This is a genomic window from Haloferax litoreum, from assembly GCF_009674605.1.
Classification (GTDB): Archaea; Halobacteriota; Halobacteria; order Halobacteriales; family Haloferacaceae; genus Haloferax; species Haloferax litoreum.
On the sequence record NZ_WKJO01000001.1, the window covers coordinates 220,911 to 235,500 of the forward strand.

The following is a 14,590-nucleotide window of genomic DNA, read 5'->3' on the forward strand; positions in this document are numbered from 1 at the left end:
GCCCGCCGGTGCCGGGGTCGAACGAGAAAGCGTCGTGTTCGGTCAGTCGTCTCGGCCTTCGAGACAGTCCCGCAGTGGTTCGAGAACGTCTTCGGTGACTGCGTACGGGTCTGTCTCCTTGTCGACGACGGCCGAGGCGAAGTCCTCGATGCCGCCACGGTCGTCGAGTTCTCGTTCGAGGAGTCTGTTCACGTCGCTTCGGAGCAGTTGTCGAATCTCCTCTGCTGCGCGCTGGCGGGCCTTCTCGTCCAACTCGCCCGACTCGGCGAGGTACGTGTAGTGGTCCGAGAGCGTCTCGACGAGTTCGTCGATTCCCTCGGCAGTCGTGGCGATGGTTTCGACGACTTGTGGCGTCCAGACTGGTTCGGGTTCCGGTTCGTCGTCTTGGTCTTCGCCAGTGTGTTCACCGTGCCCGTGGTGGTCACCCATCGCTTCAGCGCCGTGGTGGCCCATATTGAGGTTTGCCCGTGGGTCGTCGCGGAGGTGAATCATCTCTTCTAACTCGGCGACAGTTCGAGAGGCACCCTCCATGTCGGCTTTGTTGACGACGAACACGTCACCGATTTCGAGGATGCCGGCTTTGAGCATCTGCACGTCGTCGCCACTGCCGGGTTGGACGAGGACGACGACCGTATCTGCGGTCTTCACCACGTCGACTTCGTTCTGGCCCGCACCGACCGTCTCGATGATGATACGGTCCTTGCCGAACGCGTCGAGGGCTTTCACGGCGTCTGCCGTCGCCGTCGAGAGGCCACCGAGTTGGCCGCGAGCGCTCATCGACCGGAAGAACACGTCCATGTCGCCGACGTTCGACGCCATGCGGATTCGGTCACCGAGGACGGCACCGCCGGTGTAGGGTGACGACGGGTCGACGGCGATGACGCCGACCGTCTCACCTTGGTCGCGGTAGTGCTTCGCGAGTTTGTCCACGAGCGTCGACTTCCCGGCACCGGGGCTTCCGGTGATGCCGACGACCAAGGCGTGGCCCGTGTGCGCGTGAATCTCGGAGACGATGTCACGATAGCCCGGCGACTGCGACTCGATTTTCGTGATGACGCGCGCGAGTGCCCGATGCTCGCCGTCGAGCAGTCGTTCGACGAGGTCTGATTCGACCGCCTGCCCCATCGTCACGTCCGCTCGGGGGCGTTTTCCTTCACGAAGTCGATAGTCTCTTGCATCGGCGTGCCGGGGCCGAAGATAGCGTCGACACCCTCGTCGAGGAGTCCGGGTCGGTCCTCTTCGGGGATGATGCCGCCGACGATGACGAGTGTGTCGTCGGCCGCGCCGTACTCTTCGAGGCCAGCCATCACTTTCGGGACGAGGGTGTTGTGCGCGCCCGAGAGGATGGAGATGCCGAGTACGTCGACGTCCTCTTGGACCGTCGCCTGAATAATCTCGTCAGGCGCTCGGTGCAGGCCAGAGTAGATGACCTCGAATCCTGCATCGCGGAAGGCGCGAGAGATTACGTGTGCCCCACGGTCGTGGCCGTCGAGTCCCACCTTGGCGATGAGACACCGGATAGTTCGCTGTTCAGAGTCCGCGCTCATACGCGGAGGTTCGGTGTCACCCGATTTGATTCTAACGGAAGATAAGGAACGTTGCCGAGTCAGTTCGGCCGTCCCGAAGTCACTCGACGTGAGCGCTCCCGACGTACTCGTCGAGGAAGTCGGCGATTTGCGTGTACGCGTCGATACGGTTCTCCAGTTTGGTGAAGCCGTGGCCTTCGTCTTCGAAGATGAGTTCGCGGACGTGGGCGTGTTTGCGCGCCTCTTCGACGAGTTGGTGCGCTTCGCTCACCGGGACGCGCGGGTCGTTCTCGCCGTGAAGGACGAACAGCGGTGCGCGAATCTTCTCGACGTTGTTGAGCGGTGAGATGGATTCGAGGAACTCCCTGTCGTCTTCGAGAGAGCCGTACTCTGCCTCGCGGAGTTCGCGCCGCCAGTCACCGGTGTTTTCGAGGAACGTGACGAAGTTGGCGATGCCGACGATGTCGATGCCGGCGGCCCACAGGTCCGGGTACTCGGTCAACGACGCGAGGACCATGAATCCGCCATAGGAACCGCCCATGGCGACGATTTTGTCGGGGTCGACCGCCGGGTGGTCGTGAAGCCACTCCACCGCCGCTTCGATGTCTGCGACCGAGTCCATCCGTTTCTCCACGTCGTCGAGGTGGCCGTACGCCTTCCCGTAACCTGCGGACCCGCGGACGTTCGGTTCGAAGTAGGCGTACCCACGCGAGAGGAAGTACTGTTTCACCGCCGAGAACGACGGTCGACGCTGCGACTCCGGCCCACCGTGGATATCGACGATGACCGGCGTCTCCCCCTCGGGAGACTCCTCGGGGAGCGTGAAGAACGCCGGGATGTCGCGCCCGTCGAACGTCGGGTAGTGGACGAGTTCCGGCGAGACGAACGTATCCCGTGGAATCCCGGCCGTGGCCGCGTGAGTCCACCGCTCCGATTCACCTGTCGTCAGGTCGACAACGTAGACGTTGGCGGTGTCGGCGCTCGCAGTGACCGTGAGCGCGGCGCGGGTCCCGTCTGGCGAAAACGAGACACCGCCAGCGACGCCCTTCGGAAGGTCCGGTTCGGGGAACGCGTCGATTTCGTCAGTGGACTTCAGTTCGCCGAACGTCAGTTCCGTGTAGCCTTCGACGTTTCGTGCGTAGACGAGTCGGCGCGTCTCGTGGTCGATACTGACGCCTTCGACTTCGTAGTCACCACCGGATTCGACGAGCGTGAACGTCTCGGCGTCGAGGTTGTAGCGGACGAGTTCGAGCGTGTCGCTCTCACGGTCGGTCACCATGTAGACGTTCTCGCCGTCCGGACCCCACTCGGGACTCTGGAATCGGACGGTTCCGTCGTGTGGTGTGAGATGCGTCAGTTCCTTCGATATCAGGTCGAGGACGTACACGTCCTGGTCGAAGTTCGAGTACGCCTCCTGAACGATGAGTTTCGTGTCGTCGGGCGACCACCCGCCGAGCGTCAACCACCCGTCACCCTCGTGGACGAGTGTCGCGTCCATCCCTGTCCCGTCGCGGTCCTGTACGTACACGTCGAAGACGGCGTTGTCCCGCCGGTTCGACGTGAACGCGAATCGCTCACCGTCGTGGCTCCACCCGCCCCACCGATGCTTGGCGTCGGGGTGTTCGGTCAGGTTCACGATGACGCCGGAGTCGGGTTCGAGGCGAAACAACTGTTCGCGCTCGTTGCCACCTTTGTCCATCCCGAAGACGAGTTCGGGATTCTCCGGCGACCACGAAGCGAACGTGACGCGTTCGTCGTAGAAGGTTCGTTGTTCGGGCCAGACGCCAGACCCGTCGACAGTCCAGACCTGCGGGACGCCAGTCGTGTCCATGAGGAACGAGAGTCGCTCCCCGTCTGGGGCGAAGGAGGCGCCGTAGGCGCTTCTGATGTGGAGGTAGCGCTCGATGTCGTACGTTCGCATACCACGAATGTTGGCGCGGTGGTGAGAAATCGGTTTGGGTGTCAGAAGTCCGAGAGTCCGAGGGCCGGCGGTCTGTCAAGACAGCCCGGTCGAGCAGTCGCTCAGGCGGTGAAAAATATGGTATCGAGTGAACGGCGTCGCGCCGAATTTAAATCATGTCTTCGGCCTTGAGGCCCTCGATGATGTCGTCGACGAGGCTCTCGGCGTCGTCGTACGGGAAGTCCTGGTGCTTGCCGAGTTTGGCTGCGAGTTCCATCGCGGTGATGGTCACACCGTCAGCCTCGAACTTCGTGCCCGGGCCGTTCGGAAGCGCGGGGACGAGAGACATCTGGTTCTTGACGGGGAAACTCGCACCAGAGAAGGCATCCATGAACTGTTCGCGGAGTTGAGATTCGACGTCGGACATACCCTGAAGGTACGTAGAGACGTGGAAAAACGTTCCGGAACAACCATGAACTTGTGGTGAGTTTTACTCGGGCTGGTTCTTCGTTTCCTGCGACACTCCAGTCCCGGCCGCCTCGACCGGGAGTGATGGACTTATCTACAACGGCAATTCATGCAGAATCATGGACTTCGACTTCGACCGTCTGAAGCAACTCACAGAGACGAGCGGTGTTCCCGGGTACGAAGACCGAATTCGAGCCCTCGTCCGTGAGGACCTCGAAGCGACGACAGACACCGTCCGCGTCGACGCGATGGGTAACGTCGTCGGCACCATCGAAGGCGAGAGCGACTACGAAGTCGCCGTCGCCGCCCACATGGACGAGATTGGCTTCATGGTCCGACACATCAACGACGATGGCTTCCTCCAACTCGACGCCCTCGGCGGGTGGGACCCACGTGTCCTGAAGGCCCAACGTGTCACCGTCCACACCGAGGACGAAGACCTGACCGGCGTCATCGGGTCCGTCCCGCCGCACACGCTCACAGAGGAGCAAAAGAAGAAAGACCCGAAGGTCGAAGACGTGTACGTCGACCTCGGTCTGCCCTCCGAGACGGTCGAAGAGACGGTCTCTGTCGGCGACCTCGTGACGATGGAACAGACCACCGTCGAGATGGGCGACCACATCACGGGCAAGGCCATCGACGACCGCGTCTGCCTGTTCGCCATGCTCGAAGCGGCCCGTCGCATCGAGAACCCTGCGGTGACTATCCACTTCGCGGCGACCGTGCAGGAAGAAGTCGGCCTCCGCGGCGCGCAGGCACTCGGCGTCGACCTCGACCCAGACCTCGCCCTCGGTCTCGACACCACCGTCGCCAACGACGTGCCCGGCTTCGAACCCGCGGACTACGTGACGCGACTCGGTGAGGGCGCGGGCATCAAATTGAAAGACTCCAGCGCCATCGCGAACCCGAAGGTCCACCGTCGCCTGCGCGACGTGGCCGAAGAGAACGACATCACCTACCAGATGGAACTGCTCCCCGCGGGCGGCACGGACACCGGTGGCTTCCAGAACACCTACGGTGCCAAGCCCGTCGGTGCGATTTCGATGCCGACGCGCTACCTTCACACCGTGACCGAGAGCGTCCACAAAGACGACGTGACCGCGTACATCGACCTCCTGACCGCGTTCCTGACGAGCGAGACGGGCGAGTTCGACTACACGCTCTAATCTTACCCTCACATTTCGGCCGGGGACCCGTCAAATTGAGGCACGATTTCCCCCGACTGTCCGACGCGAACCAAAGTATTCACTACAGGCCCACACCAAGCGGCGGACATGACCGACGGCAACGTGGATATGTCTCGGCGGGCGTTCCTCGGGGCGGCCGCTGGTGGCGCGGCGGTTGCCGCCACCTCCGGCACGGCCGCGGCGCAGACGCAAGAACCCGACTTCGGTGGCTACCTCGACGGAATCGACGGTGGCTACGAAGACCTTCGTGGACAGAGCGAAGTCACCATCGAGGTTGGCGCAGAGGGTAACGGCGGTGCCCTTGCGTTCGCGCCCGCGGGTGTCTGGGTCGACCCCGGAACGACCGTGACGTGGGAATGGACCGGCGAAGGCGGCGGCCACAACATCAAGATGGAAGAAGGCCCTGCGAGTCTCGACTCCGGCGCTGCTGTCGCCGAAGCAGGGACGACCTACGAGTACACCTTCGAAGAGGCCGACGCCGGCATCTCGAAGTACTACTGCGAACCGCACCAGGCACTCGGTATGCTCGGTGCAGTCGCCGTCGGCGGCGACGTTCCGACTGTCGAAGTCGGCGGTGGTGGCGGCGGCGCAAGCCTCCCGCAGGTCCCAGACAGTGCGAAGGCCCTCGGTGTCGCGACGACGTTTGCGATGATTGCGACGCTCGGCCTCGCGTACTTCTTCATGAAATACGGCGGCGACTACGACATCCAGGAGTAATCCCGTCGTACCGTCACCCTATTTTCCCACTCGTGAGCGGATGCGCTCTCGTGACGCGTCTGCAGCGAGCGCGCTCAAACGAAACGTTCACACCTCGGACGCGCTCGAAACGCGGGGAGCGCCGAACGCGCTCAGAAGAAGCCGTAGTCGTCTATCTCTGACTCGTACACCGATTCGTACCGGTCGACGACGTGCTGATAGTCGTACTCTTCGAACGCGTCGTCTATCGTCCGGTGGTCGAATCCGCGGGCGGCGACGATTTCGTCCGCGAGTTCCTGCGGACTCGTGACGAGTGACCCGCGTTCGTATCCTTCGACGAGTTCGTGGGCCGCAGACCGCGTCTGGTACTCGACGAGGCTCACACACCCGCAGGCGAGCGCCCACAACAGGTTCGTCGCGAAGGGTTCGACCGTCGCCGTCTGGGCGAAGACGTGCGCGCCCTTCATGACCGGCACTGCTTCGTTCACCGAGAGGTCGCCGAGGAACTCGACTCGGTCGTCGATGCGAAGGTCACGCGCCGTCTGTTCCGCGTTCGAACGCTCCGGTCCGTCGCCGATGATGGCGGCGTCCCAGTCCTTGTCTCGGAGTTCGGCGAGTGCGAGGAGGAAACTCTCGACGTTGGCGTGTTCGTCTAGGTCGCGTGCATAGACGACGTCTGCTCGGGTCTCGATGTCTGCCGTCCGAACGAGTTCGATGTCGATGGGTTCGGGGACGACGTGCGTCCCGTCCACGGACGCGCCCATCTCGCGGACCTGTGTCCGAATCATCTCTGATGGCGTCAAGACGGCGTGGGGCGCTTTCGCCGCGCGGCGATAGGCGCGAGACCCGCCGCGTTCGTCTCGGTTCCACCAGTCGGCGACGACAGGGACACGCAGGAATCGTGCCGCAGTCTTCACCGCCGTCACGTGCGACGGGGGGAAACTCGCCACCTGAATCACGTCAGGGTCGACTTCGCGGAGGACGAACGGAACGCGCGAGGCGAACCGACCTGCTGCTGGCGAGTCGGTTACGCGGTGGTACGTCACACCGTTCTGTTCGAACTCGATGACCTCGCCATCCCACCACTTGGCACAGAGGACGACTACGTCGTTGCCGCGCTCGGCCAGCAGTTCCGCGGTTCGTCGCATTCGCATCGTCGCGCCCGTCTCTTCGTGGTGCGGTGTGTACATCGAGACGAGTGCGACTCGCATATTCGCGGCCACTACGTGCCGCGATAAAAATCCACATCTTTCGCCTCCGAGATTCGGACCGAGCAGTCGGGAGAAAAACAGTCGATATCGGTCAGTCGTCAGACGCCGACGACGGGCGCGACGAGTGCCCCCACGGCGGACACCGAGTACTCCCATCCGTAGACGTGGTTGAGGAGCAAGTACGTCACGACGCCGAGCGCGAGCGACAAGAGCCATGCACCGGCGGCGATGCGGCCAATCTTCCGGTGGGGCGTCTCAGTCCGCAGTTCGCGCTCTGAGTGGGTGAGTCCGAGGATGAGCGCGTAGAGTACCACCGGTACCGACACGATAGAGAGGATGATGTGAATCGCCAGCATCGCGAGGTACGGGTAGTACGCGAACGCCGGGCCGACGAACTCCTTGGTCCCGCCACCGCCAATCTTCGTGAGGTACATCACGAGGAACACGAGGATGAGGACGAACGACGTAATCATCGCCGCGGCGTGCTTTCGGACTTCGTTGCGGCGAATCCAGCGCCACCCGGCCGCGATGACGACGACGTTGATGGTGTTGACCACGGCGATGGCGTCCGAGAGGCGATTAACCTGTTCGAGGGTCAACTCGGGGAAGATTCGGCCGGGGACGAGTCCGAGGAAGGTTCCGACGACGATAGCGTATCCGACGACGGAGAGGACGGCCGTCGCCGCCGCAGGGTGTTCCTTCAGCGGATTGCCGGCGCTCGCAGTTGCCATGGACAGGGGTTAGGAAGGGGCCGTCTTCCCTCTTCGGGTTTGGGACGATGTTCGGGGTGACCCCGTCGAAATCAGCGGACTATGACAGGAAGGGCGTGACACAGACAGAGAGTCTATTCATTCGCCGGTCACGTTCACGTCGCCACACGGGGTGAGTACGCACGCTGAGGCTAGTGGTGAGGACGAAGATATCGAGACTGACGTACTGTTCACTAGCTGAGAGGGAGTCATTAATTCAGACGGTGGACGTGTCTGGTGTGACCGAATCGACAGTCGATACGACCAACTCGATGGAGTGGTTGCCAAAGGTTCGCGTTCGACTGCCGAATCCGGACGGGTAGTGTTCCGCGACCCGACTCTGCTGAAGGATGCCACCCCGAGGAACCATCGCCACGCGAACTACGGAGCAGTTACGTTCATTTCAATTCGCTACTAACTATCGTCTCATGCCCGACAACGTTCTCGTCGCCTTCGACGGCTCTCCGCTTTCAGAGCGTGCGCTCACATACGCTATCGAGAACTTCCCGGACGCAGCCATCACTTCGATTTACGTCATCAATCCTATCGACTCGGTTATCGACGTGGAGGCTGGCGGCCTACCAGTCGCTACGGACTGGTACGAGAATGCTCGAGAAGAGGCAACCAGAATTCTCACGACCGCCACGGACCTCGCGGCGGAACAGAATACCGAACTCAACACCGTCACGGAAGTCGGTAAACCGGCACGAGCAATCCTCGAATACGCTGACGACCACGACGTTGTCCAGATCGTCATCGGCAGCCATGGCCGCTCCGGAATCGACCGTGCGATCCTCGGGAGCGTTGCCGAGACAGTCACCCGCCGAGCACAAATCCCGGTGACGGTCATCAGTTGAGTTGTTCGAACCGGAAGGAGTCTGTCGTTCCATAATGTCGAGAAACCGCCCGAACGCGGCCAAATGTAGACCCAGTGAGATACCGACAATGCAAAATCAACACACACAGTATGACATCATTGAGTGACCGTTACTGAATCACCCCCGCTATCGACGTGTACTGTCCAGATCGAACGACGAGGGGGCCGTGGCGAAGCGGGCGCGCGCGGGCTCGAACGCCACCTTCGGGATACACCTGGCGTCCACGACGTCGACGTCTCGTTCCGAACGGGGAGCGCTCGAATCACGTACGACGAGAGCGTCACCTCAGAGGAACGGATTCGAGACGCGGTCCGCAGCCGTGCCGTCTCTATCCAGGACGGACCCGACACGACAACCGACGAGACGACCTCTCGCACGGAACTCAGACGGGAGGCAGTGTTCGTCGGTCTGACCCTGTTCGGTATGGTGACGGGCTTGGCGACAGGGTGGCTCGACGGACCGCCACTCCTCATGTGGTCCGGCTACGGCGTCGCGTACGTATTCGGTGGGTGGTACGGGCTCAAGGGGGCCATCTCGTCGCTCCGCCACCGCGCAGTCGATATCGACCTGTTAATGATCGTCGCCGCGCTCGGTGCCCTCTCGATCGGGGCACCGTTCGAAGGAGCGATGCTCCTCTTCTTGTTCTCGCTGTCGAACACGCTCCAACACTACGCTATCGGCCGTTCGCGCCGGGCGATCAAGTCGCTCGTCGAGATGCGGCCGGACGAAGCGCAGATCCTCCGCGACGGTGAGGAGGTCACTGTTTCCATCGACGACGTTGCTGTCGGTGACGTGTTCGTCGTCCGTCCCGGTGACAAGATTCCGCTCGACGGCATCATCACGTCCGGCGAGGGAACGGTCGATCAAGCCTCGCTCACCGGCGAGTCTGTCCCCGTGCCGAAGGAACCCGGCGACGAGGTGTTTGGTGGAACGATCAACGAGAGTGGGAGTCTCGAAATCGAAGTCACTCGACAGGCCCACGAATCGGCGATCAGCCGCCTCATCTACATGGTCGAACGCGCTCAAAGCGAGAAGGCACCCACACAGCGACTCATCGACCGTCTCGAACAACCGTACGTCCTCGGCGTGTTCGCACTCACGATTGCAGCTATTGCGATACCAGTCGGGCTCGGAAGCGAGTTCACGGGGACGTTCTACCGAGCGATGACGCTTATGGTCGCCGCCTCACCGTGTGCGGTCATCATCTCGACGCCCGCGGCAGTCCTCTCAGCAATCGCATCCGGTGGGAGGCAGGGCGTGCTGTTCAAGGGCGGCGAACACGTCGAGACCGCGGCACGCATCGATGCGGTCGCCTTCGACAAGACCGGCACACTCACACAGGGTGACACGCAGTTGACCGACGTATTCGTCCGTGACGGGACGGCAGACGAGACACTGACCGAAGACGGACTACTCTCCATCGCGGCCGCAGTGCAGGCCCGCTCGGAGCACCACCTCGCTCGTGCGACCGTGGGGGCGGCAAGAACTCGGTCACTCGAAGTCGCCGACGCGGAGCGGTTTCAGTCAACTGCCGGGAAAGGAGTCAAAGCAGACGTCGACGGCAGGACCACCCATATTGGGAATCGCAGTTATTTCGAGACCGTTCTCGGAGACGCGGCAATCGATGGTCTCGAACCTGGCCTCGACCGCCTCCAAACATTAGAGGCAGAGGGGAAAACGAGCGTCCTCGTCGCCAGAGAAAGCCACGGCGAAGTCAGCGTCTTGGGGTGGCTCGCCTTCACCGACGCGGTTCGACCTGACGCTGCCGAGATGATCGACGACCTCCGCTCGCTTGGTGTGGAGCACATCGTCATGCTGACGGGCGACAACGAGCGTGTCGCACAGCGGATCGCCGAGGAAGTCGGCATCGACGAAGTCCAGGCGGAACTGCTGCCGGAGGAGAAAGTAGCGACCATCGAAGAACTGGTTGACCGACACGAGAACGTGGCGATGGTCGGCGACGGCGTCAACGACGCGCCAGCGCTCGCCACAGCGACCCTCGGCATAGCGATGGGCGGCGCAGGGACCGACGTCGCACTTGACACTGCCGACGTGGTGCTGATGGGCGACGACCTCAGCAAGATTCCCTACGTTCTCGGCCTCGGACGCAAGACCCGCCGGACACTCACGGTCAATCTCGCCATCGCCTTCGGCGCGATTGCACTCATGGTCGGCACGATCCTTCTCCAAGGTATCCCGCTTCCACTCGCAGTGGTCGGCCACGAGGGTTCGACGGTCATCGTCTCACTGAACGGCCTTCGGTTGCTCGGCTTTCGCGGGTGAGCAACGTGCAAGGTAGGATACACGCCGCATTTCGAACCGTTACGTGAAGACCTGCCGAACACTAACAGATGAAACCACGAAACCAGCTAGTGATGTGTCCCGTGGTTTCGTTGTACTGACCGAAGGCCAGCCCGAGGCGTGACCGACTTGCGCGCGGTATTCAGCACGACAAAAGAGAGCTATCAATTGACATCCATTCCAACATGTCCTCGGGACTGGCACAGAGACTACAAACGACGTGACGATTCTGTACCACGAGCGAGGCCGAAAGCCGAGTCTCGTGGGTTTTTCCCTCCACTGTGAGACGTAACGCGTCTCACGAGCCTTCGTTCGCTGACGCTCACGAAGACAGGTTTTTGAAGAGGTCCTCGCGCCGCGAAGCGGTGCTCAAACCCCTCGAAAAAGGGGTTCTAGATAACGCCCGTAATCGTCGCCGCCTCGATTGCGGCGTCTTCGCTCACGCCGTCGCCGAGGATAGTGTAACGGTCACGAATCTCGTGGGCCGTCGTGAGTGCCTCGATAATCATCTCGTCGGAGATGCCGAGTTCGTCCGCCGTCGTCGGCGCACCCATCGTCGAGAGTGCGTCGCGGATGTCGGTCCACTCGCCGCGGGGACCGCTGTGGAAGTATTCGGTCATGATGGAGCCAACACCGACCTGATGGCCGTGGAGTGCGCGTCCGGGGGCGAGGCGGTCCAGTTGGTGCGAGAAGAGGTGCTCGGCACCCGAGGCCGGTCGAGACGAATCCGCGATAGACATGGCGACGCCCGAGGACACGAGCGCCTTCGTGACAATCCACGCCGACTCTTCGAGGCCGGGTTTGATGGAATCGGCACTCTCGACCAGCAGTTCGGCGGTCATCTGTGAGAGTGCGCCGGCGTACTCGGAGTATTCGACGTTCTTCAGACGGTGGGCGAGTTCCCAGTCTTTCACCGCGGTGTAGTTCGAGATGATGTCTGCGCACCCGGCGGTGGTCAGTTCCCACGGCGCTTCGGCGAGCAGTTCGGTGTCGGCGACGACGGCTAACGGCGGGTCGGCGGCGACGGAGTGACGCGTGTCGCCTTCCGGAATCGAGGACCGGCCAGAGACGATACCGTCGTGGCTAGCCGCCGTGGGGACGGAGACGAACCCACATTCGAGGCGGTCCGAGGCCATCTTCGCCACGTCGATTGGTTTGCCGCCGCCGAGGGCGATGAGGTACCCAGCGTCCATCTCGCGGCCGATTTCGACGACGCGCTCGACGGACTCGAAACTCGCGCGGTCCAGCGAGACGGAGTCGATGCCGTCGAACTGCGAGCGAATACGGTCGCCGGCGATACGCTCAGGTGACGGACTCGTGACGAGCAACGGGTCACCGGAGAGGTACAACTCGGCGACGCAGTCGGCGAGTTGGTCGAGGACACCGTGGCCGACGAGGACGTTCCGAGGAAGTTTGATCCACGTCGATTTGTCGAACATACGCAAGCATCGGCTACGATGGTTCATAGTGTTTCTCGTCTCGGTAGCCCCGAACGGGCGACGGCGCGTGGGTCGCGGGCGGAGTTAGGCGAGTGTGTTGACCGCGTCCCAGAGGAACAGCACGCCGAATCCACCGAGGACGACGGCGCTGAGTGCCGCGACGACGGGGGCGAACGACTCGACTCGCTGTTCGGCGGCGACGAGGGCCGCCGGGAACCCGGTCACCCAGATGGCGATACCGCCGAAGAAGCCGAGGATGAGCGCCGGACTCCCCGTCTGGACGATGAGGAGGTTCGAGAGCGACGCGCCGAGGTAAGGCGTGTGCGAGAGAACGTCGACAGTCCCGGTTTCGAGTAAGCCGACGCCGATGGTGAGCCAAAAGAGAATCTGGTACGGATTCGTCAACGCGAGGACGAACGCCTTCGTGAACCCGGCGCTGTCGGTGTCGGGGTCGGCGGCCTCACGGAACGTCGTCTGCATCTCCTTGGCAGCACCGTATGCGAAGTACAGCATGAGGATGCCGCCAGCACCGACCATCACGGCGCGAATCGTCGGGAACTGCTCGACGAAGGCGACGAGGCCGAGGGCGGCGAGGACGAAGAACAACGCGTCGGCACTCATCGCGCCGAGACCAGCGCGGGCACCCGACGACCACCCGCGGACGACGCTCTCTTCGGCGATGACGGCGTTCATCGGTCCCGGCGGGGCGGCGAGGGCGAGGCCGAAGACCAACCCAGCACCGAGCGACGGGAGGACGGTAGACATCACCGCTTCTTGGCTCGAATCCGTGAAAAATGACGCGGATGCGGTGACTGCTGACCGACCGGTCAGAGAAGCGAGAGAACGACGTCGGACGCGGCCCCGACGAACGTCTCCCACGCGGAGAACCCGGTGAAGATGGCGATGGTCGTATCGAGGGCGAAGAATCCGAAGAGCGACGCGGCACCGAGGTACGCCTTGCGGGTGTCGAACCGGTCCGAGAAGCGATGGAAGAAGTACGCGTTGGCGATACTCACCGGAATGATGGCGAGCATCTCACCGGCCCAGATTGCGGGGTGCGCGCCGTACTGGACGGCGAGGCCGATGGTCACGAGTTGGGTCTTGTCACCGAACTCGCCAGCGGCCATCATGGCGAAGATAGGGAAAAAGCCGCCGAAGCCGTGACTCGACACCTCTCGGCCGAACACGGTCGGCGTCGCGTCGAATCCGGTCAGTCCGCCGTCTGTCGCTGCCCCGGACCCGTGCTTCGATGGAGTCGAACGGTACAGAAGCACCGCGAACAGCGCGAACAACACCGCGGTGAAGGCGTCCAGCGCCACCGGTGGCAACGCGTTCTTCAACGCCTGCCCGAAGGCGATTTCGAGGGCGGTCCAGATGGCGAACGCGGACCCTGCCGCGGCGACGACGACTTTCGGGTCGTAGCGCGTCGAGAGGCCGGCGATGATGAACTGAACTTTCTCGCCGGGCAACACCGCGAGTTGTGCGACGAGTGCGACGACGAGAATCTCGGTCCACCCGGTCATGCAGTCGAAACACCCTCGTCTTCACACGACTCGTCTGGTTCGCGGACGCGAATCGTCTGCGCGACGGACTCGGGAAGACTCTGTTCTCGCTCCGAGTTCGCGACGCGGACCGTGACCATGCCGAACGGTGCAACGTCGATTATCTCGATGGTGGTCCCGGGGACGACACCCGCCTCGGAGAGGTATTCCAACTCTTCTGGGTCGCGGTCACTGACTCGGCAGACGACGACAACGTCACCCACGACGTGGTCAGAGAGTGTCGAGAGACCAGACGAGGCTGGCGGGGTGAGGTCGGCGCTCGGAATCGGGTCGCCGTGTGGGTCGACTTCCGGGTCACCCAGTGCGGCGGCGACTCGGCGCTCGAACTCTTCGCTGATGTGGTGTTCGAGCGCGTCTGCCTCCTCGTGGACCTCGCTCCACGAGTAGTCGAGGTGTTCGGTGAGGTACGCCTCCAAGAGGCGGTGGTGACGGAGGACTTCGAGCGCGACTGTCTCGCCTTCTTCGGTGAGTTCGACGCCCTTGTACTTCTCGCGTTCGACCAGCCCGCGGTCTTCGAGTTTCCCGACCATGCTCGTCACCGTCGGGGGCGTCTTTCCCAGATACTCCGCGATAGCAGACGTGGAGACGGGCGGCCCGTGTTCCATCTGAAGAGAGTAGATTGCCTTGAGGTAGTCTTCCATCACGTCGCTCAACATGGGTTGAATTAGACGTG

General features: G+C 62.6%; 14 protein-coding genes. 4 read left to right on the plus strand and 10 right to left on the minus strand.

Features of this window, described 5'->3' with window-relative positions:
* Window positions 1-42 precede the first annotated feature (42 nt).
* The 4 genes from meaB to GJR96_RS01160 form a co-directional block, all read right to left on the minus strand.
* Entirely contained in the window at window positions 43-1,125 is a 1,083-nt protein-coding gene (gene meaB, locus GJR96_RS01145) for a methylmalonyl Co-A mutase-associated GTPase MeaB (protein ID WP_151161225.1), read from the minus strand.
* A gap of 2 nt (window positions 1,126-1,127) precedes the next feature.
* The gene (locus GJR96_RS01150) at window positions 1,128-1,547 is read right to left on the minus strand and encodes a cobalamin B12-binding domain-containing protein (protein ID WP_151161227.1); all 420 of its coding nucleotides are present in this window, start codon (window positions 1,545-1,547) and stop codon (window positions 1,128-1,130) included.
* Between the two features lie 79 nt (window positions 1,548-1,626).
* The gene (locus GJR96_RS01155) at window positions 1,627-3,447 is read right to left on the minus strand and encodes a S9 family peptidase (protein WP_151161229.1); all 1,821 of its coding nucleotides are present in this window, start codon (window positions 3,445-3,447) and stop codon (window positions 1,627-1,629) included.
* 148 nt (window positions 3,448-3,595) lie between these two features.
* A complete protein-coding gene (locus tag GJR96_RS01160) occupies window positions 3,596-3,853 on the minus strand; it encodes an MTH865 family protein (RefSeq protein ID WP_058572781.1) in 258 nt (85 codons plus the stop codon).
* 160 nt (window positions 3,854-4,013) lie between these two features.
* On the opposite strand from GJR96_RS01160, the gene GJR96_RS01165 reads away from it, so the two are divergent.
* Window positions 4,014-5,060 (plus strand): M42 family metallopeptidase, encoded by a 1,047-nt coding sequence (locus GJR96_RS01165; RefSeq protein WP_151161231.1) that lies wholly within the window; start codon window positions 4,014-4,016, stop codon window positions 5,058-5,060.
* Between the two features lie 108 nt (window positions 5,061-5,168).
* Window positions 5,169-5,798 (plus strand): halocyanin domain-containing protein, encoded by a 630-nt coding sequence (locus tag GJR96_RS01170; protein WP_151161233.1) that lies wholly within the window; start codon window positions 5,169-5,171, stop codon window positions 5,796-5,798.
* 131 nt (window positions 5,799-5,929) lie between these two features.
* Here GJR96_RS01170 and GJR96_RS01175 read toward each other — a convergent pair whose 3' ends face one another.
* A complete protein-coding gene (locus GJR96_RS01175) occupies window positions 5,930-6,988 on the minus strand; it encodes a glycosyltransferase family 4 protein (RefSeq protein WP_151161235.1) in 1,059 nt (352 codons plus the stop codon).
* Between the two features lie 98 nt (window positions 6,989-7,086).
* The gene (locus tag GJR96_RS01180) at window positions 7,087-7,719 is read right to left on the minus strand and encodes a DUF420 domain-containing protein (RefSeq protein ID WP_151161237.1); all 633 of its coding nucleotides are present in this window, start codon (window positions 7,717-7,719) and stop codon (window positions 7,087-7,089) included.
* 446 nt (window positions 7,720-8,165) lie between these two features.
* Here GJR96_RS01180 and GJR96_RS01185 point away from each other — a divergent pair, with 446 nt between their 5' ends.
* Together GJR96_RS01185 and GJR96_RS01190 are read left to right on the plus strand one after the other, a co-directional pair.
* Window positions 8,166-8,594 (plus strand): universal stress protein, encoded by a 429-nt coding sequence (locus GJR96_RS01185; RefSeq protein WP_151161239.1) that lies wholly within the window; start codon window positions 8,166-8,168, stop codon window positions 8,592-8,594.
* Between the two features lie 123 nt (window positions 8,595-8,717).
* Complete coding sequence (locus tag GJR96_RS01190) at window positions 8,718-10,898, plus strand: heavy metal translocating P-type ATPase (RefSeq protein ID WP_151161241.1); 2,181 nt, start codon at window positions 8,718-8,720, stop codon at window positions 10,896-10,898.
* A 410-nt stretch (window positions 10,899-11,308) separates the two neighbouring features.
* On the opposite strand, the gene GJR96_RS01195 is transcribed toward GJR96_RS01190, so the two are convergent.
* The 4 genes from GJR96_RS01195 to GJR96_RS01210 form a co-directional block, all read right to left on the minus strand.
* A complete protein-coding gene (locus tag GJR96_RS01195; RefSeq protein ID WP_151161243.1) occupies window positions 11,309-12,355 on the minus strand; it encodes an NAD(P)-dependent glycerol-1-phosphate dehydrogenase in 1,047 nt (348 codons plus the stop codon).
* 84 nt (window positions 12,356-12,439) lie between these two features.
* Window positions 12,440-13,120 (minus strand): LysE family translocator, encoded by a 681-nt coding sequence (locus tag GJR96_RS01200; RefSeq protein WP_151161245.1) that lies wholly within the window; start codon window positions 13,118-13,120, stop codon window positions 12,440-12,442.
* 62 nt (window positions 13,121-13,182) lie between these two features.
* Window positions 13,183-13,878, minus strand: a complete 696-nt coding sequence (locus tag GJR96_RS01205; RefSeq protein WP_151161247.1) for a TMEM165/GDT1 family protein — start codon at window positions 13,876-13,878, stop codon at window positions 13,183-13,185.
* Window positions 13,875-14,573: a metal-dependent transcriptional regulator gene (locus tag GJR96_RS01210; protein WP_151161249.1), complete on the minus strand. Its 699-nt coding sequence runs from the start codon at window positions 14,571-14,573 to the stop codon at window positions 13,875-13,877. Before GJR96_RS01210 ends, GJR96_RS01205 begins: the two co-directional genes overlap by 4 nt.
* Window positions 14,574-14,590: the final 17 nt, after the last annotated feature.